The organism is Kineosphaera limosa NBRC 100340 (assembly GCF_000298215.1).
Classification (GTDB): domain Bacteria; phylum Actinomycetota; class Actinomycetes; order Actinomycetales; family Dermatophilaceae; genus Kineosphaera; species Kineosphaera limosa.
On record NZ_BAHD01000044.1, the window covers coordinates 16585 to 39763 of the forward strand.

At 68.1% G+C, this 23179-nt stretch carries 27 protein-coding genes; 11 read left to right on the top strand and 16 right to left on the bottom strand.

What is annotated here, in order from left to right; all coding sequences use genetic code 11:
* Positions 1 to 16: 16 nt before the first annotated feature.
* The 4 genes from KILIM_RS12975 to KILIM_RS12990 all read right to left on the bottom strand — a co-directional run bounded on the left by KILIM_RS12975 (position 17) and on the right by KILIM_RS12990 (position 2552).
* On the bottom strand, positions 17 to 559 hold the full coding sequence (locus KILIM_RS12975) for a vitamin K epoxide reductase family protein (protein WP_010148049.1): 543 nt from the start codon (positions 557 to 559) through the stop codon (positions 17 to 19).
* Positions 560 to 614: 55 nt separating this feature from the next.
* A complete protein-coding gene (locus tag KILIM_RS12980) occupies positions 615 to 1274 on the bottom strand; it encodes a DsbA family protein (protein WP_006593161.1) in 660 nt (219 codons plus the stop codon).
* A 152-nt stretch (positions 1275 to 1426) separates the two neighbouring features.
* Positions 1427 to 1981, bottom strand: a complete 555-nt coding sequence (locus KILIM_RS12985) for a cadmium resistance transporter (RefSeq protein WP_051125172.1) — start codon at positions 1979 to 1981, stop codon at positions 1427 to 1429.
* 91 nt (positions 1982 to 2072) lie between these two features.
* Positions 2073 to 2552 carry a signal peptidase II gene (locus tag KILIM_RS12990; protein WP_006593163.1) on the bottom strand — a complete coding sequence of 160 codons (480 nt, stop codon included), beginning with the start codon at positions 2550 to 2552 and terminating at the stop codon, positions 2073 to 2075.
* Positions 2553 to 3055: 503 nt separating this feature from the next.
* Between KILIM_RS12990 and KILIM_RS12995 the strand changes: the two genes are divergently transcribed.
* Genes KILIM_RS12995 through ccsB form a run of 4 tightly spaced genes read left to right on the top strand, consistent with a single transcriptional unit; the run spans position 3056 to position 7080 of the window.
* A complete protein-coding gene (locus KILIM_RS12995) occupies positions 3056 to 3652 on the top strand; it encodes a TlpA family protein disulfide reductase (RefSeq protein WP_006593164.1) in 597 nt (198 codons plus the stop codon).
* Positions 3649 to 4395, top strand: a complete 747-nt coding sequence (locus KILIM_RS13000; protein WP_006593165.1) for a cytochrome c biogenesis CcdA family protein — start codon at positions 3649 to 3651, stop codon at positions 4393 to 4395. The genes KILIM_RS12995 and KILIM_RS13000 overlap by 4 nt, the downstream gene beginning before the upstream one ends.
* 1 nt (position 4396) lies before the next feature.
* The gene (gene resB, locus KILIM_RS13005; RefSeq protein ID WP_006593166.1) at positions 4397 to 6046 is read left to right on the top strand and encodes a cytochrome c biogenesis protein ResB; all 1650 of its coding nucleotides are present in this window, start codon (positions 4397 to 4399) and stop codon (positions 6044 to 6046) included.
* A complete protein-coding gene (ccsB, locus tag KILIM_RS13010) occupies positions 6043 to 7080 on the top strand; it encodes a c-type cytochrome biogenesis protein CcsB (RefSeq protein ID WP_006593167.1) in 1038 nt (345 codons plus the stop codon). The genes resB and ccsB overlap by 4 nt, the downstream gene beginning before the upstream one ends.
* A 208-nt stretch (positions 7081 to 7288) precedes the next feature.
* Here the strand turns inward: ccsB and KILIM_RS13015 are convergent, their stop codons facing one another.
* Both KILIM_RS13015 and KILIM_RS13020 read right to left on the bottom strand, forming a co-directional pair.
* The gene (locus KILIM_RS13015; protein WP_006593168.1) at positions 7289 to 7846 is read right to left on the bottom strand and encodes a methyltransferase family protein; all 558 of its coding nucleotides are present in this window, start codon (positions 7844 to 7846) and stop codon (positions 7289 to 7291) included.
* Positions 7847 to 7912: 66 nt separating this feature from the next.
* Positions 7913 to 8530: a class I SAM-dependent methyltransferase gene (locus tag KILIM_RS13020; RefSeq protein ID WP_174316830.1), complete on the bottom strand. Its 618-nt coding sequence runs from the start codon at positions 8528 to 8530 to the stop codon at positions 7913 to 7915.
* A gap of 136 nt (positions 8531 to 8666) precedes the next feature.
* Here KILIM_RS13020 and KILIM_RS25010 point away from each other — a divergent pair, with 136 nt between their 5' ends.
* From KILIM_RS25010 to KILIM_RS13030, 4 genes are all read left to right on the top strand, one after another.
* Complete coding sequence (locus tag KILIM_RS25010; protein WP_246308461.1) at positions 8667 to 8813, top strand: NAD-binding protein; 147 nt, start codon at positions 8667 to 8669, stop codon at positions 8811 to 8813.
* Between the two features lies 1 nt (position 8814).
* Positions 8815 to 9024 (top strand): hypothetical protein, encoded by a 210-nt coding sequence (locus tag KILIM_RS25015; protein ID WP_006593170.1) that lies wholly within the window; start codon positions 8815 to 8817, stop codon positions 9022 to 9024.
* A 307-nt stretch (positions 9025 to 9331) separates the two neighbouring features.
* Complete coding sequence (locus KILIM_RS25020; RefSeq protein WP_237707524.1) at positions 9332 to 9541, top strand: oxidoreductase dimerization domain-containing protein; 210 nt, start codon at positions 9332 to 9334, stop codon at positions 9539 to 9541.
* A gap of 154 nt (positions 9542 to 9695) precedes the next feature.
* Entirely contained in the window at positions 9696 to 10598 is a 903-nt protein-coding gene (locus tag KILIM_RS13030) for an arsenic resistance protein (protein WP_006593172.1), read from the top strand.
* 169 nt (positions 10599 to 10767) lie between these two features.
* Here KILIM_RS13030 and KILIM_RS13035 read toward each other — a convergent pair whose 3' ends face one another.
* The 4 genes from KILIM_RS13035 to KILIM_RS13050 form a co-directional block, all read right to left on the bottom strand.
* The gene (locus tag KILIM_RS13035; protein ID WP_006593173.1) at positions 10768 to 11367 is read right to left on the bottom strand and encodes a cadmium resistance transporter; all 600 of its coding nucleotides are present in this window, start codon (positions 11365 to 11367) and stop codon (positions 10768 to 10770) included.
* Positions 11364 to 11723, bottom strand: coding sequence for a Cd(II)/Pb(II)-sensing metalloregulatory transcriptional regulator CmtR (cmtR, locus tag KILIM_RS13040; RefSeq protein WP_040563313.1), 360 nt, complete (start codon positions 11721 to 11723; stop codon positions 11364 to 11366). Before cmtR ends, KILIM_RS13035 begins: the two co-directional genes overlap by 4 nt.
* A 755-nt stretch (positions 11724 to 12478) precedes the next feature.
* Positions 12479 to 12781: a DF family (seleno)protein gene (locus KILIM_RS13045; protein WP_006593175.1), complete on the bottom strand. Its 303-nt coding sequence runs from the start codon at positions 12779 to 12781 to the stop codon at positions 12479 to 12481.
* Positions 12782 to 13225: 444 nt separating this feature from the next.
* On the bottom strand, positions 13226 to 13627 hold the full coding sequence (locus KILIM_RS13050) for a heavy metal-responsive transcriptional regulator (protein WP_006593176.1): 402 nt from the start codon (positions 13625 to 13627) through the stop codon (positions 13226 to 13228).
* A 63-nt stretch (positions 13628 to 13690) separates the two neighbouring features.
* Here KILIM_RS13050 and KILIM_RS13055 point away from each other — a divergent pair, with 63 nt between their 5' ends.
* Both KILIM_RS13055 and KILIM_RS13060 read left to right on the top strand, forming a co-directional pair.
* Positions 13691 to 14005 carry a thioredoxin domain-containing protein gene (locus tag KILIM_RS13055; protein ID WP_006593177.1) on the top strand — a complete coding sequence of 105 codons (315 nt, stop codon included), beginning with the start codon at positions 13691 to 13693 and terminating at the stop codon, positions 14003 to 14005.
* Positions 14002 to 15354 (top strand): dihydrolipoyl dehydrogenase family protein, encoded by a 1353-nt coding sequence (locus KILIM_RS13060; protein ID WP_006593178.1) that lies wholly within the window; start codon positions 14002 to 14004, stop codon positions 15352 to 15354. The genes KILIM_RS13055 and KILIM_RS13060 overlap by 4 nt, the downstream gene beginning before the upstream one ends.
* Before the next feature lie 343 nt (positions 15355 to 15697).
* On the opposite strand, the gene KILIM_RS13065 is transcribed toward KILIM_RS13060, so the two are convergent.
* A complete protein-coding gene (locus KILIM_RS13065) occupies positions 15698 to 16201 on the bottom strand; it encodes a GNAT family N-acetyltransferase (protein ID WP_006593179.1) in 504 nt (167 codons plus the stop codon).
* Positions 16202 to 16389: 188 nt separating this feature from the next.
* On the opposite strand from KILIM_RS13065, the gene KILIM_RS13070 reads away from it, so the two are divergent.
* Entirely contained in the window at positions 16390 to 17172 is a 783-nt protein-coding gene (locus tag KILIM_RS13070; RefSeq protein WP_010148347.1) for a MerR family transcriptional regulator, read from the top strand.
* A gap of 16 nt (positions 17173 to 17188) precedes the next feature.
* On the opposite strand, the gene KILIM_RS13075 is transcribed toward KILIM_RS13070, so the two are convergent.
* The 5 genes from KILIM_RS13075 to KILIM_RS13095 all read right to left on the bottom strand — a co-directional run bounded on the left by KILIM_RS13075 (position 17189) and on the right by KILIM_RS13095 (position 23103).
* Entirely contained in the window at positions 17189 to 17500 is a 312-nt protein-coding gene (locus KILIM_RS13075; protein WP_237707530.1) for a hypothetical protein, read from the bottom strand.
* Between the two features lie 99 nt (positions 17501 to 17599).
* Entirely contained in the window at positions 17600 to 19381 is a 1782-nt protein-coding gene (locus KILIM_RS13080; protein WP_006593182.1) for a TniQ family protein, read from the bottom strand.
* A complete protein-coding gene (locus tag KILIM_RS13085; RefSeq protein WP_006593183.1) occupies positions 19350 to 20417 on the bottom strand; it encodes a TniB family NTP-binding protein in 1068 nt (355 codons plus the stop codon). Before KILIM_RS13085 ends, KILIM_RS13080 begins: the two co-directional genes overlap by 32 nt.
* A complete protein-coding gene (locus KILIM_RS13090) occupies positions 20414 to 22285 on the bottom strand; it encodes a TnsB C-terminal domain-containing protein (protein ID WP_010148344.1) in 1872 nt (623 codons plus the stop codon). Before KILIM_RS13090 ends, KILIM_RS13085 begins: the two co-directional genes overlap by 4 nt.
* Before the next feature lie 128 nt (positions 22286 to 22413).
* On the bottom strand, positions 22414 to 23103 hold the full coding sequence (locus tag KILIM_RS13095) for a TnsA-like heteromeric transposase endonuclease subunit (RefSeq protein ID WP_255247650.1): 690 nt from the start codon (positions 23101 to 23103) through the stop codon (positions 22414 to 22416).
* Between the last annotated feature and the right edge of the window lie 76 nt (positions 23104 to 23179).

The window sequence follows — 23179 nt, forward strand, 5'->3', positions numbered from 1 at the left end:
AGCCGCGGCAAGCGTCCTAGGCGAGGGTGATCCAGTAGTCCCAGAACCGGACGGCGATCAGAGCCGCGACCACCAGGCACCATGTCGTGACGATCGTGACGGCGTAGTCTCCGACCCACCGTGGAAGCGCCCCGGCGCGGGACCACCGGGCCAGTACCGCGACGAACGCGGCCACGGTGACGACCCAGACCACCATGCAGTACGGGCACAGCGCACCGATGCGGTGGACGCTCTGGAAGATGAGCCAGTGCACGAACACCGTGCCCAGCGCCGTACCCGCGGTCAGGCCGATCCAGTACCAGGACGGCAGCCGGGCGCCGCTGATGATCGTGACGGCGACGGTGACCAGGGCGGCGAAGCCGGCCACGCCCAGGATCGGGTTGGGGAACCCGAACAGCTCCGCCTGGGGGGTGCTCATCACCGACCCGCAGCTCAGCAGCGGGCTGATGCTGCAGCTGGGCACGTAGCTCGGGTCGGCGACCAGCCGGATCTTCTCCACCAGCAGCACGAACGCCGCCGACAGACCGACCCAGCCGCACACGAGCAGGACCCACCCCACGGCCCTCCCGACCGGCGCGCCGGGCTCCTGGGAAGGAGCGGTGAGCGCGGCGGGCTCAGCGGTTGACGGCTGCATCGATCTGGGCGCGGAAGTCGCCCTCGGAGGTGGGCTGCAGCAGCTCACCGTCCAGGAAGAAGGTCGGGGTTCCCTGGACACCCAGTGCCATGCCGTCCTGCCGGTCCTGCTCCACGCGCTGCTGGGTGGCGGGGTCGGCGACGGCGGCGTCGTAGGCGGCCATGTCCAGCCCGAGGTCCTGGGCGAACTGCCGGAACAGCGGCGCCTTGGAGTCCTGCTGCTCGCCCCATTCGCTCTGCGTCTGGTACATCCGCGTGTACATGTCCTCGAACCGGCCCTGCTGGGCCGCCGCCTCGACCGCCACCGCCGCGTTCATCGCGTTGGCGTGGCTGGGGATCGGGAAGTACCGGACCACGAACGTCAGCTCCCCGGCGTACTCCTCGCGGATCTGCTCCACCAGCGGGTAGGCCGCCAGGCACGCCTCGCACTCGAAGTCCAGGAACTCGACCAGCACCGGCGCGCCCTCACCGGCGTCGGAGAGCACGTGGCTGTCCTCCCTCACGACCGGCACGGCCGAGCTCGTTCGCGCCGAGTCCGCGACACCGGTGCCGGACGGCGGGCGGGTCACGCCAACGGCGACGGCCACCACCGCAACGAAGACGGCGATCAGCAGGAGGGACAGGATCACGTTGCGCCGCACGGGCACTCCTTCATCAGGCGACACGGACGATCGGCCAGTCTGGCCGAGGATGCGGGAAGTCCCGACGCGGATCGTAGAGCCAGACCCTGAGAAGACTCTGGCCCGGTGCGACAAACGCCATTCGGACAGGGCAGGGACCGATGCGCCCCTACCTACAGGCCGAAGGCGCCACCTTCGACGAGGATCGCCACGCCGAGTCCGATCAGGACCAGAGGGAACAGGACGTGCTCCCAGCGTTCCAGGACCTCTGCGATGGGCCTACGGGTGGCGACGAACTTGGCGAGCAGGACAAGCACCATGACGAGGACGAGGAAGACGACGCAGTAGGCCACGACCGCGCCGGCGCCGACGGTGACGAAGACGGGGACGTAGACGCCGATGTTGTCACCGCCGTTGGCGAAGGTGACACCGGCGACCGTCAGGGCGCTGATCGTCTTGTCCGCGACCCGGTCGTCATCGTCTCCGTCGCCGCGCCAGACCTTCCATGCGGTCAGCAGGCCGAGCAGCAACGGGATGAGCCCGAAGTAGGCGATCGCCGACTCGGGCAGGAAGGTCACCGCGCCCAGGGAGACCAGTACCGAGACGACGAGTATGCCGCCGAAGCCCAGGTACTGACCCACGACGATCTTCCTGGTCGTGCCGCGCAAGCCGGCGCCCCGGGCGAAGAAGAGTGACAGCACGATGATGTCGTCGATGTTGGTGGCCATGAACAGCCCGAAGGCCTGCAGGACTGAGGTGAGCACAGGGTGATGCCTTCGGTCGTGTGTGGTGGGTCAGGCGGGCGACGTGGCCACGCGGTCAGCCACTGGTGTCGGTCCCGGCCGGCTGCCGTGGTGAGCGCAGCTCGAGCAGCGCCAGCAAGACGACCCCGGTGACGATCGCGGTGTCAGCCAGGTTGAACGTGGGCCACCACCCGCTGTGCAGATAGTCGGTCACCACACCGTCAAGAGAGCGATCGATCCAGTTGCCGCACCCACCACCAAGAATCGCCGTCACTGCGGCGAGCCGCCAACAGTCCCACGTCGGAGCGGCCCGCCAGGCCACGACGGCGATCGCGACGATGACCAGGCCGGTGAGCGCGACGACCAGTGCGGCCGGCGCGTCAGCGCCGAGGGAGAACGCCACCCCCGGGTTGTGACTCAGCACGAGGTCGACTGGACCCAGGGCCAGCCCCGCCTCCAGCGCGCTCTCAGCCCACGCCTTGACCAACAGGTCCGTCACCGCCACCGCCGCGGCACCGGCCACCAGGACGGCGCGACGCGGTGCCAGTTTCGTCACGGACGCTGCTGTCCATCCCACACGACGCCCACCAGGGGTCGTTGACACCCGCTGGCGGGGATCGGCCGGGGCAGAACCGGACACGCCTGCTGCTCGAGGGCCACGCGCCGCAAGGCGGTTGGAGCGCCTCTGGTTGCCCCCAGCTCCTGGCGGGTCAGGCTGGGACCCACCGGGCGGGGTTAGAATCGACATGCGGCGATGGTAGCGAGTGACGCTGCTGTCGGCAAAGGGTAGAGTCGCACGGGCGGCCGTGTGGCCGGCTCGTCACCACCGTGGCGACCCTCAACCATCGCGTTCGGCAGGCAGAGTGGTAGCGGATGGAAGGTAAGCGGCATGGGCACCATAGGGCGACCCCGGGTGGAGCGAGGCGGTGGACGAGCAGGACGCCCCGACCCCCTCGAGCCGGCCAGCGGTCGACGGCCTCGCCGACAGACGATCTCGGTCGTGCGCTCGCGAGGCATGCTCGCAAACGGGGCACACGGCGACTTCGACGGGCTGCTCCGGTGACCCGCGGGCACCTCCTGGCCCTGCTCGCGGCCGTAGCAGTGGTCCTGGCCGGCTGCGGTGGCGAGGGCTCGACGATCAACGACCAGATGCGTCAGGGCGACCAGAAGGGATACGTCGCCGGTGACGGCACCATCCAGGTGCTGGCGCCGGAGGAGCGCGAGACCGTCATCACCCTGGAGGGGACGACCCTGGAAGACGAGGCGTGGTCCTCGCAGGACCACCTGGGCGAGGTCGTGGTGGTCAACGTGTGGGGGTCGTGGTGCGGGCCGTGCGTGGAGGAGGCGCCGGACCTGGAGGAGGTGGCCACCGAGTTCGCCGAGGCGGGTGAGCCGGTGCAGTTCATCGGGGTCAACAGCCGTGACTCGGTACCCAGCGCCCTGGCCTTCCAGCAGAAGTACGACGTGTCCTACCCCTCGCTCCAGGACGACGGCGGGCGCACCCGCGCCCAGCTGCAGGGGCTGGCCGTCGCGACGCCGACCACGATGGTCCTCGACGGACAGGGGCGCCTCGCCGCCCGGGTCAGCGGACCCGTGGAGGCGTCGACGCTGCGCGGCCTGGTCGAGGACGTGCTGAAGAGTGAGTCCGCCCGGTGAGCGAGGTCGTTCTCAGCGGGCCGCTGCTGCTGGCCGCCGCGATCGCCGCGCTGGCAGGTCTCGTCTCGTTCGCCTCGCCGTGCGTGCTACCGCTGGTCCCCGGCTATGTCGGTTACCTCTCGGGAATGGCGTCGCCCATGTCGGGCGCTCACGCGCCGGGGCGGTGGCGCCCGACGGTCGGGGCGCTGCTGTTCGTTATGGGTTTCTCGGCCGTCTTCATGGCGATGAGCGTGGTCATCTCCTCCCTGGGCATGGCCCTGGCGCAGCACCAGGGGCTGCTGCTGCGCCTGTCCGGCGCGGTCGTCCTCGGCCTCGGCCTGGTCATGCTGCTGCAGCCGACAGCATCAGTTTCGGTGCGATGGCGACCGGCCGCCGGGATCGCCGGGGCTCCGCTGCTCGGGGTCGCCTTTGGCCTGGGATTCAGCGCCTGCACCGGACCGGCGCTCGCCGCGATCCAGACGCTCGGCACCTCGATCCTCCCGGGGGACGACCAGGTGGGCCGCGCCCTGGTGCTGGGCACCGCATACAGCCTGGGACTGGGGGTGCCGTTCGTGCTCGCCGCCGCCGGGCTGGGCTGGGCCAGCCGCGCCTCGCGCTGGCTGCGCGACCACTACCTGCTCGTGCAGCGCGTCGGCGGCGGGCTGCTCGTCCTCCTCGGCCTGCTCATGATCGCCGGCATCTGGGCCGAGGCCATGGCGTGGGTCCAGACCCGACTGACCAGCAACTTCACCACGGTGATCTGACATGGCCAGCACGCGAACACCGGAACGGATCGAGCCGTCCTATCCCAAGGACCGCACCACCTTGGGCGGCCCCCGGCTCGGCGCACTGGGCTGGGCACGTTGGGCCTGGCGGCAGCTGACCAGCATGCGCACCGCCATCTACCTGCTTCTGCTGCTGGCGGCCGCGTCCTTCCCCGGCTCAATCTTCCCGCAACGTTCCGTGGACCCGGTGCAGGTGCGCACCTTCTTCGAGAACAACCCCGACCTGGCGCCCTGGCTGGACCGGTTGTTCCTCTTCGATGTGTTCTCCTCCCCGTGGTTCGCCTCGATCTATCTGCTGCTGGTGATCAGCCTGGTCGGTTGCATCATCCCGCGGATGCGCCAACACTGGCGTTCGATCCGAGCCCAGCCGCCGCCGGCACCCCGGCGCCTGGCCAGGCTGCACGCCCGCGCCGACGGAACCCTCACCGCCGAGGCACCCGAGGTACTGGCCGCAGCCCGGCAGTCGCTGAAGGCGAAGGGCTACCGGCTGCGCGAGGCCGAAGACGGCGATCTCTGGGTCACTGGCGAGAAGGGGTACCTGAAGGAGACCGGAAACCTGCTCTTCCATCTGGCTCTGCTGGGTGTGATCGTCGCCTTCGCCGCCGGTAACCTGTTCGGCTGGCGCGGGGAGATCATCATCCAGGAGGGGCAGTCGTGGACGGCCACTGCCGGCACCTTCGACACGCTCAACTTCAGCCCGCTGGCCGGTGAGGGGGACATTCCCACGTTCACCGTGGAGCTCAACAAACTCGACGTAGCCTTCGAGAGTCAGGCCGAAGGCGCCCAGTTCGGCCAACCCCGCAGGTTCGACGGGTTGGCCACCGTCGAGGTCCCCGGCCGGGAACCCGAGCAGCAGGAGTTCGCAGTCAACCACCCGATCTCCGTGGCCGGAGACTCCATCTTCCTGCTCGGCAACGGCTACGCCCCCATCGTGACCATCCGCGACCCCGACGGAGAAGTCCTCTACTCCGACGCGGTCACCTTCCTCCCACAGGACAACAACTACGCCAGCGAGGGCGCCATCAAGGTCACCGCGCGAGACCCCGGCCTCGGTCTGGTCGGCGGCTTCCTACCGACCCTGCGCATTGATCCCGAGCTGGGGATGACGTCCTCCTTCCCCGGCCTGGTCGACCCCGTGCTGGCACTGACGGCATTCGAGGGAAACCTGTTCCCCGACGGGCGCCCGCAGTCGGTCTTCAATATCGACACCGACCAGATGACCCAGCTCACCGACGAGGAGGGCAACCCCGTCGCGATGCTGATCCGCCCGGGCGAGTACTTCGAGCTACCCGACGGCACCACCGTGGAGTTCGACGGCATAATCCGCTGGGCCGGGCTACTGGTGCGGCACGACCCGGGCCGGATACCAGCCCTGGGCTTCGCGATCGCCACCACCGTCGGCCTGGCCCTGATGCTCGGTATCAAGCGACGCCGGATCTACGTACGGATCAACCCTGAACACCCCATCAATGGTCCGATGCAGACACTAGTGAGCATCGGTGGCCAGTCCAAGGGCAGCGACCCCGGACTCCAGGCCGTCGTCGACGACGTCCTGCTCCGGATCACCGGGACCACGGGTGGCCGGACCAATACTCCTAAAACCCACCATCGAGACAAGGACACGGTATGACCGACCCACAGCTGGCCCTGTCCAGCGACATCGCCATCTGGGCCAGCCTGGCCGTGCTCGCGCTGGCCCTCATCTCCTTCTCGGCACACCTGGCCGTCACCGGAACCGCCAGGGAACGCCACGATAAAATCAAGGCCCGCGAGAAGGTCCGCGTGGGTGTTGGCGCCGACGGTGAGCAGCCAGCAGACACAGTCGTTGACGACTGTGCCACTGGACTGACGGACTCGACCACGCCGACCACCGCCGCAGTCGAGCCACCAACAGTCAGTCATCCCGCCGAGGTCACCCGCCGCTGGGGCATCATCGGGGTCCAACTCACCTGGCTGGCGACCTTCGGAGTCGTCGGCGGCACGATCTTGCGTGGCCTGTCGGTACAACGCTGGCCGCTGGGCAACATGTACGAGTTCGCGATCGTCGCCGCATCCTTCGCCCTCATCGTCTACTCCACGTGGAGCCTGAAACGCGACCGGCTGTGGCTCGGTCCCTTCGTCGTGCTGCCAGTCATGGCCGTCCTTGGCGCTGGCAAGATCTGGTACACCGAGGCCTCCCAACTCATGCCCGCCCTGGACAACACGATGTGGCTGTCCATCCACGTCACCCTCGCCACGCTGTCCGTGGCGCTGTTCATCATCGGGGCCGCCCTCGGCGTCGCCTTCCTGCTCCGCGACTCAGCCGAGAAGAGAAACCGCATCCGGGGTTGGCTGGCCGGCCTGCCCCAGGCAGACAAACTGGAGACGATGACCTACGGGATCCACATCTTCGCCTTCCCGCTCTGGACGTTCACCCTCATCACCGGCGCGATCTGGGCCGAGGTGGCCTGGGGCCGCTACTGGGGCTGGGACCCTAAGGAAATCTGGACCTTCATCATCTGGGTCGTCTACGCCGCCTACCTGCACTCCCGCGCCACCAGCGGCTGGACCAAACGACACGCCACCTACGTGGCACTCCTCGGCATGCTCTGCATCATCCTGAACTACACCGTCGTCAACCTGCTCATCACCGGCCTGCACAGCTACTCGGGGGTGAGCACGTGACGCCTTCCGCTACACCGTGAATGCGGCTGATGAACGCCAGCAACCCCAAGAACGTCGACTCCGACCACTACCAGCAAGATCATGGCCGTCAAGTGACCGACGCCCGTGGCCAAGACGGACCCGACCTGAAACGCCATCCCGCAATCGCTGGCCTCCAGCGACGTCATGTCCCTGGGGCACCAGGGCCTAAAGCGTGGCTACCTGGAACTCAAGAAGTCGGACGCAGGCGTCCAATCCCGGGGACGAACCGCCCCACGCGGGCGGCATAGTCGGCATAGGCCCGCCCGTGCGTGGCCAGCAGGTGCGGCTCCTCGACGGCGCGGACCTGCATCTGGATGCCCGCATAGACCAGGACCAGGCCCGCCAAGGCAACAAGGTTCGGGGAGGCCAACGCGAGCCCGGTGAAGGTGATAAGAGCGGTGGTGAAGATCGGGTTGCGGACGAACGCGAAAGGCCCGGAGGTGACCAGCTCGGTGCGTTCTGTCGGGTCGACACCGATGCGCCAGGCGGTGCCCATGGCCAGCTGCGCAGCGTAGGTGCAGAAGATGCCTGACGCGGCCACCACGGCCGCTGCAGTGCGCAGGGCCGGCGAGCTCAGCGGTGACACCACCGGGTCGAGCCCGAGTAGGTCTGCGACCGGTGCGGCGACGCCGACCAGGAGAGAACCCGCACCGCTGATGCGATTGGCCCACCACTGCCGGGTGCCGCGCGCGGCGGCCGCGAAGCGGAATCCGCTGTCACCGGTGCGCCGCCGCTGGACGGCCATGCGACCCACCCCCGGCGAGCAAGGCCCACACGACGAACAGCGCCAGACCGAGGATCGCATGGCCGCTCACAGCGGACCTGGGCTCGCGGCCGCCGGCTTGACGGCGACGCCGAGGACGAAGTCACCGAAGAACCGTGTCACAGCAGGGACCGGCAGCGACAGACCCAGCTCCCCCAGCGCCTCGACGAACTCCTCGGCGCTGAACCGGTCGACCTTCGGGTGCTCGAGGAACGTGCGGTAGGACCAGCGCTGCAACGCGTGGCGGGTGACCTCTTCAAACACAAGCTGCCCGCCCGGGCGCAGCACCCGCACCGCCTCGGCCACCGCCTCGCGCCAGACCGGGACGTGGTGGACCACCGCGAAGTCCACGACGGCATCCACCGCCGCGTCGGCGACCGGCAGCGCGCATGCGTCACCGACGCGCACATCGACCCGCGACCCGAACCGCGCCAAGCGCCGCCGGGCACGCTGGACCATCACCGGGTCCAGATCCACCGCTGTGACATGCGCGGCGCCCCACCGCTGCAGCAGCAGCTCGGCACCGGCGCCGCGCCCACAACCGATCTCGACCACGCGCAGGCCGGCGATCCGGGCGCCCAGACGCTCCAACAGCGGCAGTTCGTACGAACGCTGCAGCCACGCCCGGGGTGGGCTGTCGACGAGCATCGTCTCGATCCGGTTCATCAGCACAGCTGCCCTCCCTGGGCCTCGGTCTTGCCTCGTTGCCGTTCATCCCGCATGGACGCTAGCATCGACCAATACCGATCATCGCTGCAAGTCCAAATCTACGTAGCCGGCCGACCTGACCTCGACCACCGCCATGGAGCAACAGGACCTGCCCACCTCCATGGTCGTGCTCGGTGGTGGGTACGTCGGCTTGGAGCAGGCCCAGCTGTGGGCACACCTGGGCGTCGACGTCACCCTCGTGGGCCGAGTGGCCCCCCTACGCCGAACCCGAGGTCGCTGACGTGCTCCGCACCGCCTTCCAGGAGGAGGGCATCACGGTGCTCGAGGAATGCGGGCGGGAAGTAGCGCCTCACGCCGGAGGGGTCATCGTCACCACCGACAGCGGCGTTCAAGTCCATGGCCAGCGGTTGTTGATCGCCACCGGCCGCCGCGCCAGCACCAGCGGTCTTGGGCTGGAGGCCGCCGGGATCGGCACCGACGCACGTGGATGAGAACCTGCGCACGACCAACCACCGCGTGCACGCGGCCGGGGATGTCTCCGGTGCGCCGCAGTACGTTTACGTCGCCGCGAAGACTGGCCGAGTTGCCGCGGCCGGTGCGCTGGGTGAGCCCTCCACGGTGGACTACCGCGCGGCCTGCCGGGGGTCACCTTCACCACTCCGCAGATGGCCAGCGCCGGACTGACCGAAGCCCGCGCCCTCGAGCTCGGCCACGACTGCGACTTGCCGAATCCTGGGTGCACAGGACATTCCGCGCGCACTGGTCAGCCAGGACACTCGGGGGGTCCTCAAACTCGTCATCGACGCCCAGACCCGCAAGGTCCTGGGTGTGCACGCCGCACCTTACGGCGCCGGAGAGCTCATGCTCGCCGCGACGTACGCCATCAAGTTCGGGCTGACCGTCGACGACCTGGCCGACACCTGGGCGCCCTACCTCACGATGAGCGAAGCCCTCCGCATAGCGGCCGGCCTGTTCCGGACCACCATCCCCACCAGCTGCTGCGCCTGAACAACGCTCACGCCGAGCGTGGACCCGTCCCCAGGTACGAGTCGCCAGCGCGGGCCTCTTTACGCTGGCACGGTGCCGTTGACCCCCTTGATCCAAGCGATGGAGCGCCACCAGATTGGCCTGTATCTCCTCGCCATCGCAGGTGGAGCGATCCTTGGCTGGTTCGCTGCCCGCTGCCGCCGGGCCTCTTGAAAATGCCATCACTCCCGTGCTCGGGCTGTTGCTGTTCGCCACGTTCCTGGGGATCCCGTTCTCGGCGATCGGTCAGGCCGTGCGCGATGTGCGCTTCATCGCCACGATCCTGGTCCTCAACTTCGTCATCGTTCCCGCCGTGGTCTTTGCCCTGTCGCGGTTCGTGGCCGACAGCCCGGCCCTGCTGGTGGGTGTGCTGCTGGTGCTGCTGACCCCGTGCATCGACTACGTGATCGTCTTCGCCGGGCTGGCCGGCGGCTCCAGTGAGCGTCTGCTCGCTACAGCGCCGCTGCTCATGCTGGCCCAGATGCTGTTGCTGCCCTTCTACCTGCTCCTCTTCGTCGGGCCGGAGCTCGTCTCGGCCATCGAGCCAGGCCCCTTCCTCGAAGCGCTCATCGGGCTCATCATCGTCCCGCTCACCTTGGCGGCTTTGACCCAGTGGTTGTCCCGAGAACAGGCAGCCGGCAAGACCGTGATGACCGTTGTGCAGGCGATGATGGTCCCGTTCATGATGGCGACACTGGCTGTGGTGATCGCATCGCAGATCCACGCAGTTGGGCAAGAGGTCACCGCGCTGTTGGCCGTCGTCCCTCTCTACGTAGCCTTTCTGGTGGTGATGGTTCCCCTCGGGATGGCGTGCGCACGAGTCGCACGGCTCGATTCGGGCAGCACGAGGGCCGTGATCTTCAGTGGCGCCACTCGAAACTCGCTAGTGGTACTCCCGCTGGCGCTGGCCCTGCCGGCGCCCCTGGGCCTGGTTCCGCTCGTCGTCGTCACCCAAACCATGGTCGAGCTCCTCGGCATGGTGATCTACGTCAAGGCCATCCCACGCCTGGTCGCCTCGGGGCCGATTCTGCGGAACTGATCCAAGGGTTGACGTGCCGTGAGAGTCCATGGGCATCCGTACCGCGACTCGTTGCAACAGAGGTAACTCATCGACGCACTGCGCCCCGTCGGCTTCCGTGGAACGTCAGGAGTGTTCGGAACGCGGAGGCTGGGTAACTGGCGCACGATCGTAGCCCCGTCGGCCCTGGTCAGAGGCCGAAGGCTCCGCCACCGACCAGGATGGCGATGCCCAGGCCGATCAGGACGATGGGGAACAGGATGTGCTCCCACCGCTCGAGGACTTCGGCGATCGGGGGGCGGGTGGCCACGAACTTGGCCAGCACGACGAGGGCCGCGACAAGCACGAGGAACACGATGCAGTAGGCCACCACGGCCGCCGGTCCCACGCTGAGGAAGACCGGCACGTAGACGCCGATGTTGTCCCCGCCGTTGGCGAAGGTGACCCCGGCGACGGTCCAGACCGCGACGTTCTTGCCGGCGACCTTGGCGTCGTCATCATCGTCACCGTCCCCGCGCCAGGCCTGCCAGGCGGCCCATAGACCCAGAGCCAAGGGGATGAGTCCGAAGTACGGGATAACTTCCGAGGGCAGGAACGCATCCGCGCCCACGGTGACGAGCACGGCCGCGCCAAGAATGCCCGCGAACCCCAGATACTGGCCGACGGCGATCCGGGCGGTCGTCCCGGGCTGTCCCGCACCGCGGGCGAAGAACAGCGAGAGCACGATGATGTCGTCGATGTTGGTCGCGATGAACAGGCCGATCGCCTGCAGGATCGAGGACAGGATCATGCGCGCGCCTCGGCGATGCAGCATCCGTCAATAGAGCAGGCAGGATCGAGGCACGGCGCGTTCTCGTCTACTGCGAGAGTGACCTCAACCAGTGCGTTCAGCGCCCGCGAAAGGTGTGGATCCGCGATCTCATAACGCGTCCGACGGCCCTCGAGTTCGGCGACCACGATGCCGCAGTCCCGCAGGCACGCGAGATGGTTGGACACGTTAGAGCGCGTCAACCCTAGGTCGCTCGCCAGCTCCGCCGGGTAGGCCGCCCGCTCGAGCAGCACCAGAAGAAGTCGTGACCGGGTGGGATCGGCCAGCGCCCGACCCAACCGGTTCATCACATCGAGACGAGAAGCAACGGTCAGCACACGCTGAACAATACAGCAACGACTGAATTGATCACGGTGACGGCAAGCGCATTAGGGCGGGCATGCCTGCCTCATGCGTGGGCGGCGTGCTCGCGTTCGGGCGTGGTCGGGTGGTTCGAGCTGGAAAGTGGAAGTGCTTCATGCTGACGGAGAAGTGGGCGGCCACGCAGTCCTGCAGCCCGGGTACCGCATCACTGGGCGCGGTGCCGCCCGCCTTCCCCGAAGGTGACAGCGTCCGCTCAGCGAGGCTGACCCAGCAAACGTGCTTCTCTCCGGGTCGTTGGCACCGGGGCTCCTGGGTGCGCCCTGCTCCTGGTCACGGCCAGGGCTAGGCCCGGCGTGGCGCCACATGAGTGGCCTAACGGCGAGTCTGCTGTCTTGGCGGCAACCCTCGCGCACCCGGCGAAGGGGTCCTCCGCGGAACACCCTTGGTGCTGACCGCCCGAGCGAGCCGCGGTAAACCGGTAGGCCGCTTCTCCGCACATCCGAATCGGTGGCGTCGCGTTCGTCGAAGGAAGCGTTGGGACGGACGTCGACCTGCGACTACTCCTGCGATACCTCGAGTGAGGCCTTTTCATGGGCGGTGTGGGTGCTGCGGTGTCCCCACGGGAAGACCCACCGGAACAGATTCAGGCCAGGACGTCTGCACCAGCAGTCCTCCGCGCAGCCGCACCTGATCGCTCCGGCCGCCTCGGCTGCCTTGTTGCCGAGAGCGAGAAGTAGGTAGCCACCAGCGAGCAGCCTCAGTACACGCCTCACGAGAGCACCTCGGTGAGTTGATCTACGGTCGGTGAGCCCGCGAGACCTGCTGGTATCTGGTAGACCCGGCACGCCAGACCGACCTGCTCGGCGCCGCTGGAGAATGGATCGTGGCCGTCGATGCGGATCGTGGGTGATCCGGTGAAACCAACCCGTTCGGCGTCCTCAGGTGTTTCAACCTTGCGCCGCTCGACCACAACGTCGACACGACCCAGTCGGGTCAACGCCTCGGACAGTCGCTCATTCGCGACGGTCCAGTGCGGACAGCCGTCGAAGTAGAAGAGTTCGAGTCGCAACACTTGCCTCCATCTCCTGACCCCTGCACCAAGTTGGTCAACGGGCTCTCCATTCTCGACCACCGGGTGGCTATGACAACTTGCGCGAGCAACCTACAGGCTGGTCTGTTTGTAGGTTCTCGGCCGATCTGTCGGGGGGAGCGGGTACGTGACCTGCGGAGCGACATGCTGATGAGAGGCCGCAGGTCTCCCTAACTTGTCGGAATCCTCAGCGAAGACTCTCAGAGTCGGTCGGGGGCCGCCCCCAAGCCCCTTGCCAATGGTCGTGACATCACTCTCACGCATGACGCCGATGTCCGGATGTTCTCTCCCGACTGGAGAGGAGGCCGGCGGGCGATCCTCTTCGCGGATCCGGAATTCCCACGAGTCACGCCTGTTACAGGGCGATGCCCAATGCTGCGGGTGTGCACCCGTTCTCGTTCTGGGGGGTCATACCCTGTGCGGCTGTTACTGCGACGGGGACAGGATGTGGCATATGTCCTGGTCTGCGCAGTGGCCGGGGTCAAGCAGCTGGCTGCGCTGGAGCAGGGCCTCGAGCTCTGCCTGCAGCGTGAGGAGGTTGCGGATCCGTGTCCGAACGTCAGCGAGCTTGGTGTCCAGGAGCGTGGTGACGTGCTGGCAGGGGGTGGACCCCTGGTCACGTAGGTCCAGGATGCTGCGGATCTGTGACAGCGTGAGCCCGGCCGCTTGCGCCATGGCGATGTAGCGCAGCCGTGTTGCTGCGGAGTCGTCGTAGACGCGGTAGCCGTTCGCCCCTCGCTCGGCCTCGGGCAGCAGGCCCTGGCGCTCGTAGAAGCGGATGGTCTGACTGCTCACTCCGGCCGACTCGGCCAGCTCTCCGATCCGCATTCGCCCGTCTCCCACCTCTCGCGCTTGACCTTGCACCACGGTACAAGGTCTAGCGTCGCGGGCATGGACGTCTGCCTGCTCTACTTCGAGGACTGCCCCAGCTGGAAGGTGACTGACCGCAGGTTGGTCGCGATCGCGACCGAACACCCCGAAGTCAGGATCCGGCGTCAGCGCGTCGAGACCCTCGAGCAGGCCGAGCGGGTGGGCTTTCGGGGCTCACCGACCGTCCTGGTCGACGGGGCCGACGCGTTCGGCTCACCCGATTCAGCAGCTGGCCTCTCCTGCCGGGTCTATCGCACGGCCGACGGCCTTGCTGGGGCACCGACCCTGGAACAGCTACACGCAGCGCTGGGGCTGACCCAGGAGGTCACGCGATGATCTACGACTACGACCTGATCGTCATCGGTGCCGGCATGGCCGGGGTCACGGCGGCGAACAAGTGCGCCGCCGCTGGATGGAAGGTCGCGATCGTCGACGCCCTTCCCTACGGCGGCACGTGTGCCCTGAGAGGGTGTGATCCCAAGAAGATCCTGCGCCGCGGTGCCGAGATCATCGACAGTGCCCGCCTGATGCGGGGTAAGGGCATCAACGACGACGGCCTGTCGGTCGACTGGGCCGACCTCATGGCGCACAAGCACGGCTTCACCGACCCCGTCCCCGCCAGTATGGAGGCAGGACTGACCGGTAACGGCGTTACCACCCTGCACGGGACGGCGCGGTTCACCGGTCCCCAGACCGTGGCCATCGACGACGCCCCCTGCACCAGCCGACACTTCCTCATCACCACCGGTGCGCGCCCCCGCCCGCTGGACCTGCCCGGGCACGAGCACCTGCTGGACAGCACCGGCTTCCTGGACCTGACCGAGCTGCCGCGACGGATCCTGTTCGTCGGCGGTGGCTTCATCTCCTTCGAGTTCGCGCACATCGCCGCCCGGGCCGGAAGCACCCCGGTCATCCTGGACCGCAAACCACGACCGCTGAAGGCCTTCGACCCCGACCTCGTCGACCTCCTCATCGACCGCGGCACCAAGGCCGGCATCGAGAACTGGCCCTCTGCGACGCTCACCGCCGTGGAGAAGACCAGCACCGGCTATCAGGTGAGCGTCGATGAACCAGGGCGGTCAACGACAAGGGAGTTCGACCTTGTCGTGCACGGCGCAGGCCGGGTCCCCGAGCTGACGACCCTGGACCTGGAGACCGCCGGCGTGCAGTGGGACGAGGACGGGATCCGCGTAGCAGCCCATCTGCAGAGCACCAGCAACCCGGCGGTCTACGCCGCCGGCGACGCGGCCAGCACCCCTGGCATGCCATTGACCCCGGTCGCCGTGTTCGAGGGCAAGGTCGCCGCGTCCAACATGCTCAAGGGCACCACGACCGCCCCTGACTACACCGGCGTGTCCACCGCGGTGTTCACGATCCCCGAACTCGCCCGGGTCGGCCTGCTCGAGGAAGAAGCCCGCGACCGGGGCATTGACATCGACGTCCGCTACACCGACACCAGCAGCTGGTACTCCAACTACCGGATCGGGGAGACGACCGCCGCGACCAAGATCCTCATCGACCGCTCCGACGACACCATCGTGGGAGCACACCTGCTCGGACCCGAGTACGCCGAACTCGTCAACATCCTCGCCCTCGCCATGAAACTGCGACTCACCACCCGCCAGCTGAAGTCGATGACCGCCGCCTACCCCACCGTCGGATCAGACCTGGGCTCCATGCTCTGAACCAGGCACGAGCAGCAATCCCACAACACCGTGTGCTCAGCAGCGGTTCCACTGTCACGAGACTCAGCGTGACACTCCGCCATTAACTGGGACGACCGACACGCGTCCGCCAGTTAAGTGAGAAACCGACACGTTAGATGAGATCCCACAGCTGGCAAGATGTAGGTTCTCGGCCGATCTGTCGGGGGAGTGGTTCGTTGACCTGCAGGGCGACAAGATGGTGAGACGAGGGCTGTCTCACCAACTTGTAGGGAATCCTCAGGCTCGAAATCCGGGCTCAGCAAGCTCGAAGGCGGCGCATGCACCTGTGAACCTGCAAAGCACACCCCAGCGCGGGCCTCCGCTAGGTGGTTTGCACTGTCGTGAATCCCAGGCCGCGGTATAGGCCGTGCGCGGCGGAGGAAGTGCCTTGCCCGACGCGCAGCGACAGCTGCCGGTCGCCAGCGCTTGTGCAGGCCTCCATCGCGGCCAGCACCAGCGACCGGCCCAAGCCAAGGCCCCGCGCTTCGGGATGCACGAACAGGTCGATGACGAAGGGCCCGTCGAGGTGGTCGTCCCAGATGGAACGCTCGACGACCAGGATCGCGCCCGCCGGCCTGCCGCGAACGCGCGCGAGCCAGCTCGCATCCGTTCGCAGGGTTCCGAACTGGCCGGTGAAGGTCTCATCGATCTCGCGTCGGGCGTCGTCCAGGTCCTCGGCTCCCACCTGGGGCGGGTAGCTGGCCAGGTAGAGCCGAGCCAGATTCTCACGCTGGGACTGATCGAGAGGCATGAGGCGCTCGGCGGGATGAGCGGCGGGTGGATCGCCGGCCGCAGGCAGCGTGATGCTGAGCAGGTCAGAAGGCATGAGGGTTCCGTTCCAATGGTCGATGACGTGGGGATGAGAGGCGACGTCAGGAGCGGAACATGGTGAGGAGGATAGCAACCACGTGATGCCGACCGCCCGCCCTCCGGGGACGGGCGCCCAGGGCATGTGTTGACCTTGACACTGTGGAAGGGCGTCAGATGGCTGTCGACATGCTGAGTATCGGACATATGGCGCACGTGACCGGGGTGTCCCGGCGGATGCTGCGGCACTGGGAAGAGGTAGGTCTGCTCGCGCCGGCCTCCGTCGATGAGTTCACCGGCTACCGCCGGTACGCGCGGAATCAAGTTGGCCGGGTTCGGGCGATAGCGTCATTGAGAGCCGTCGGCTTCAGCCTCGACGCGATCAATGATCTTCTCGGTGGGCAACTCTCGGAGCGGCGACTCAAGGAGCTCCTGCGAGCTCGTGAGAACGAGCTCGTGGCCCAGATCGACGAGGACTCAGCGCGTCTGAAGGAGGTGCGAAAGCGCCTCACCGCTCTCCAGAGAGGACACCGAACGATCATGAACAACCTCGAGCTCGGCACGCTACCTACCTTGCAACTGGCAGCCCTGCAGACCTTCGTGGCTGATGAGTCGGAGATCGGCGACGCGGTCGCCGATCTACTGCCGCGAGTACGGGACCAGCTGGCCAAGAACGGCGTCACCGACGTCGACATCGTGCTCACGTACGACGGGACCTCCGAGGACAGCATCGTCGTCACCGCAGGGGCTCCGACCTCTGATGCACGCGTCATCCCAGGCCTCGAGGCAGTCCGGGTCGAGGGAGCCGAGCACGGTGCCAGTGTCCGTTTCGACACACCGCCCTCTGATATCGGTGATGCGTGGATCGCGATCGATGCGAACCTCGAACAACGCGGTCAAGAGACGACCGGGGTCTACCGCCAGACTCTCACGCGGGACGGTGGCGTCGTCCTGCAGGCGCCCCTCAAGAACCTGCCACACGAGGGCTGATGTGCGGCCGCGGGTCTCAGCCTCGGGTTGCTGCCCGGTGGTCCCCGTCCAGTTCCCAGGTGATGTGACCGCGCCTGGATAGGTCCTCAGTGTCGAGGGCGAGGGTGTGGCGGATCTGTCGGTGGACCAGCGGGTCGACGATGTGCTTGTCGTGCGGGAGGCCGCGCAGCGCCTGGTAGGTGGCGCGCGCGGTGGGGAGGAGGTGGGCCAGGAGGTCGGGGTTGGTGATGCCGTAGGTGCTGTCCAGGACGGCCGCAGCAGCCGGTGAGAACGCCTGCGACGGTAGTTCGTCCTCGGCAAGGAGGATGCTGACCGTCCTGCTGATCACCGTGGAGTGGTCCCAGTGCACGGACCATGGCAGCAACGCCGGCGCTGACCCGGTGTCATCTCGTACCGGCGGCCGTGCCGGCCCGGGAGACTGGCTGCTTCAAGGAGGTCGCCACGTCAACGGTTCGCCAGGGTTGTGGCCGGCCGCCTCGGCGACTGCGGTGGCGACCATGGCCAGGAATCGGGCCAGGTCGGGGTCGGCGGTCGGGTCGGTGTGGGCGCCCTCCTCGTCGTCGCGGTGGTACAGGTCGGGGTTGAGCAGTGTTCCCTCGGTGGGCGCGGCCAGCCGTAGGTCACCGCCGGTGTAGACGGACCAGAAAAGTTCGACCAGGGCGCTGGTGCTGACCCAGCCGTGGCACGCGCAGAGGAGGCTGCGGGTGTGGTTCACCGCGGCGACGAGCAGGTCCTGGTCGGCGGCGATCCACCGGCGGCTTTGGTAGTCGATCGGCGGGGGAGTGGCCTCCAGGAGGGTCGCGACCTCGTCCAGGCGGCGCAGCACGGATGGCCAGGCGCCGGTGCGGCGCAGGTGCCGGACCAGGTTCGGTGGGTGGACCGTGAACGAGGCCGGTAGGCCGAGGTCGATCGCGATCAGTCGCCAGGGCCGGGTGCTGCCGACCTTGGCCAGCAGCATGCTGGCGGCGGCCCGGTCCCGGTAGTCGCTGTCGCGGATCCACGGGTGCAGCGTGCCGGGCCAGAGCAGCTGCGGGATCCATGCCAGCCGTGCCTGTCCCGGCGCCGGGCTGGGCGCACCGTGCTGGGTAGGGCAGGGGTAGCGCGGGTTGTCGCTTCCGGTGCGGAAGACCAGTTGGCTGCTGGCGGGTAGTCGCTCTCTCAGGGAGGTGAGGCGGACCGCGGCCAGCAGAGGGTTGCGCCGGCGTTTGGTCAGGACGTGGTCGGGGCCGATGGGGGTGACCGGCCCGGCCGGGTGCAGCAGCCCGTGCCGGTCGGCGATTGCTCCCGCGGCGGCCGGGTCCGGTTGTGCGATCACTGCTCGTGCGGCCAGGACCGCGTCCAGCAGGTCGCCGGTGGCACGGCCGGGACGGGTCAGGTGCTTGACGTCGCCGAGCCGTTCGACGACGAGCTCCAGGGCGGCGTCGAACAGGTCCGCGTGGGACACCTCGAACCCGCAGGCCCGGATCACGTGTGCCGGATCGTCGTCGGCTTGTCGGGCCACGGCGTGCAGCCATAGCTGGACAGCTGCCACGTCCTGGTCGACCGGCGGTGCGGGGGCTTCGCGCAGGTCGTGCCCGCACACCTGGTACCTGGTCCGTGGGGTGTGCTGTCCGGGCGCGGGTTCGCTGCAGACCCAGGGGGCGTTGTCGTGGGTCATCCATGCCGAGCTGGTGAACCGTGCGCGGTGGCACGCCGGGCAGCGGCGGACCAGGAGCCGTCGGTGCGTCGTGCAGACCAGGTTCAGCGGTGCCGCCCAGGCCTGCTGCCAGATGCCGCCGGTCTCGGCGAGGCAGGAGGGGCAGAAGCGGGTCCGGTCCGGGGCGACCTGGCCACGGCCGTGATAGGCGCCCAGGTACCGGGCCACCTGGGAAGGCAGCGCATCATCGCCGCAGTCGGTGCCCGGCGGGCGGGAGTCGAGCCCCGCCGCGGTGGCCAGGGTCTGGACGTGCGGTGCCAGGTGCGCCTCGACGCGGGCGGCCGGGCCGGCCACGACCGCCACGCCGAGCTCGCTCAGAAGACCGGAGACCGGCAGCCTGTATCGGTGGGCCAACCGCGCCAGCCACGACGCCAGCTGCTCCCCCGCGGCCGGAGGCACGGCCAGCGGGAGCCGGGTGATGTCGTACCCGCCCGGTACCAGCCGCGCCCGGGCACGCCCGGTGACCGGCCGGAGGAGGGGATCAGGTGCTCTGGCTGAGATGCTCGGCGGCATTGTCGATCCGGACCGATGACAGTACGTCGGCGTCGAGCACCTCGGTCCCTGTGGTGATTGCTCGTGCGCAGGCACGTTCGAGCAGGGTCGCCAGCGACCCGATACGACCCTGGGTGCGTTTGTGCAGCAGGTCGGCGTGGTCGGTCAGCATCCCCGGGCGGGCCCGCGCCAGCTTGTAGTGCGGTTCCAGGGTGGCCAGGAGCGTGGCCCAGGCACGGGCACCGGCGTCGGTGCTAGTGGAGAAGGGGACGACCGGGCAGCGGGTAGCCCGCCGGCTGGTCTGGGCCAGGACGGCCTGGTCGCCGTGCAAACCTTCGTCGAAGAAGCGTCGCTCACGCAGCCCGACCCCGACGTAGATGAACGTGACCGGTAGCTCGTTGGCCAGGCCCTTGAGGTGGTTGGACACCTCGGTGCCGTGGCGCCCGGCGAAGTCGACGAAGTGCAGCTCGTCGATGACGATCAGGCGGGTGTCGCAGCTGGCGACGCAGTCGATGGCCAGTGCGGTCAGCTCGGTGCGTGAGCCGCGACGGGCCGCAGGGTGGCCGTAGAACTCCAACAGCTTCTGGTTCAGGCCCTTGAGGGTGATGCCCTCGTTCAACGGCACGAACGCCACCGGCAGCCGCTGATTCCCCTCAGCCGTGGTGTGCCCGTAGCGGCGGTAGATCCGCCGGTGGAAGTCGCGAGCGTACCGGGTCGCGATCGTGGTCTTGCCCAGGTACGGCTCGGCGTCGATGACCACCGACCCGCGCAACTTGTCCGCATCGCGACGGTTGGAGGCCATCACCTCATCGATCACCTGGTAGGCCGAGACGAGCTGCTGGGTGCGCACCGTCGGAGGGTTGGTGTTCCAGACAACCCGGGCCTCGCCGTAGTCCTCGGCCTCCTCCGGACTCAGATCGGCCATCTCGGCGAGGGTCAAGGTCGGGAAGTCCGGCCGGGGAGCCGCGTTCACGAACGCGTCCCACCCGGCCTTGCGGGACATCTGGAACAAGGCGGTGTCGTGCACGGCCAGCCACCGGGCCCACGGGTTGCTCATTCGTCGAACACCTCCAGCACCTCGCTGTCCGGGTGCTCGGCGTAGTAGCGCTCGAACACGTCCAGGTCGTCCGGGTGCTGCGTCGGCGCGGCCTTCCGGGCCTCGCGGGCGGTGAGCAGGTCGATCACCCCGGGCACGGAGGCGCGGTCGGTCACCTCGCCTGCGTCGAACACGTGGCTGCTGGGCTGGGTGGCCAGCCGGATCGCAAGGTTGCGTTCTCGGCGGCCCATCACCTCCTCCCGGCCCCACCGGGCCAGGAGGTCTTCCACAGCCTGCTGCGGGTCGACGTGCCGGTGCTCGGCGATGCTGATCCGGCGGGTGTAGTCAGCTGCGTCCTTGCTGAACGGGGCGTTGATCCCGCTGGCGAGCCGCCACTCCAGGCGGTGCCACCTCTTATCGGCCGGGTCCTGGAAGTAGACGGCCCGCACATCGTCGACATCGACCAGGATCGGCCACTTCCCGGCATGGGCGCCGCCGTAGTCCGATCTCCTGGCCCGGTAGGTGTTCAAGCCCGGACCGTCGTACCGGCGCCCGTCGATGTCGACGCCGTAGTGATGGATCTTGCGCCACTGGACCTCCATCAACTCATACCGCAGGTCCTCGGCCGCCGGGAGCCGCAGCAGCCCGGAGAACTCGATGCCCCGGTTGAACATCTCCTGCGGGGACAGGTCGACCTTCGGCAGCAACGGGTCCCGCAGCCCCCGGTGCGCGCGGAGGTGATAGACGTCACCGACCCACTCCCTGATCAGGTCCTCCAGCTCGGTGACGTAGTAGAACGCGCCCTTCTCGACGTCCTTGCCGCGGTAGGCGATGTTGGGACCCTTGTAGCCGGACAGCTTGTCCAGCAAGGACAATCGCAGGCTCTTGAAGAACCGCTCGAGTGCCGGTTTGTCGGTCGGCTTGTCCGGGATCGCCGGCTGCACCGAGATCCCCAACCGGCGGCACACCCCCATCGTGTGCTCAGACAGGTACACCTTGCCGTGGTCGATGACGATGGTGTCCGGGAACACCCCGACCGACCCCAGGACCACGTGTTCCGGGACGCCGGCGTACGGACCTGACGGGGAGTCGGGTCTCCGTCCCCACTGCTGCGGGGTCAGGCACTGCAGCAGCACGCTGGCCACGTCCGCCGACTTCGCCGCGACCGGGCGCAGACGCAGGCCTTTCACGGAGCGGTCGTACAGGTCCATCGCCAACGTAAGCTCGGTGTTCACCCACCGCATCGTCACCGGCTCCATCGCGAACACGTCCAGCTTGTACCCGTCCATCAGCACGTACTCACCGGGACGGTTCGGACGCAGCTGCCCCAGGACACCCTGCGGGCGCTTGGCAACCGAACGACGCCGCGGAGCGTCCCCGAACGTGTGCCGGCCGGCGTCCAGCTCGACAACGCGTTCGTAGGCCACCGACCGGGTGGGTACTACGCCGTCGGGTACCGACTCCAGGAACACCCGGTTCGTCTCCCGGATGACCGTCTGCTGCGAGGGTGTGGACCGGTTGGTATAGCGGGAGAGGACCTCGGTGCACGCATCATCCCAGCGGGGATCGACGCTGCGCCTGGTGTCCTTCAGGAGCCGCTCATCGATCAGCCCGGCCGGGCCCAGCTCGTCGAACCGGCGCAGGCGCCGTTGCACCGTTCGCAGCGACAACCCCAGCTTCGTGGCCGCTGAGCGCATCCGGGCGGGCGCCTCGTCAGCTCCTCGAACCGCGAGCAGCTCAGCGAAGATCTCCACCTCCGCCTCCAACCGGGTGCGCTGCTTGAGGGTCAAGGACTCCAGGCCGATAGCTGACAGGAGGTCCCGCTGCCCTGCATCGACGGCGTGACTGTCGGGGTCCAGTCCGGAGGCACCTTCGAGCAGGTCCGTCACCGCAGCTGTCCGATACCGTCCACCGTCTCCCTGCAGACGCACAGACGTGCCGCGGACCTCGCAGACGGCCCAGCCCTCGCCGTCGAACCACAGTCGAGTGCCGACCCGGACCTCAAGCAAGGACCCTGTCACCCTCGGGACACCTCCCGGACGCGATCGATCCGCGTCGCCGAGCTGAGGGGCTCATCCAGGTCGATCTCCCACGCCTGGTGCCAAAGGAGGCCAACCATCGCTGCCCGCAGGGCGTGCGCCGTGTAGTCGGTGGCGCGGCTCGCGGCCCTGAGCGACTCGCCCAGTGACCGGTCCACGGCGCCGTGGCGATGGAGCTGGATCGTGGCTCCGGGGTCCACCAGGTGTGCCCGGCGCCCCTGAGCCAGGAACCGGACGTTGGTCAACCGACGCGAGTCGGTGCCGGACCACACCGAGTAGCGCCACCCTCGTTCAGCAAGCACCCGGCCCGTCCAGCCGAGAACTTCGGCGACCTCTGGCTTGTCGACCAGATGTCCGGGCTTGACGTCGACCACCTCGACCGACCCATCACGTCGTTGCAGCAGGTAGTCCGGGACATGTCGGCGCACGACGTCGCCATCACGACCGGCGAGCCCGAACGGTTGACTGGCTACGGCGACCACGTCCTGGTCGAAGTCAGCCAGCATGAGCCGGTCCCGTTCGAGCAGGCTCTCGTACCCGACCAGGTCACCCATCGTCGCCGCCCACCACCAGCCCGGGTAGTGACCCATCCCCGCGTACGACCCGAACCGGCGAACCGGGAGCCCGCGCACCACCAGGTCCGCTCGGACAGCATCCCAAGTCGTCACGACGTCCTCGCCGTCTCGGGACGTGTAGCGGACCTCGACCAGCCTTCCCGGCTTCTCCCTGGCCACGGCTCCAGGG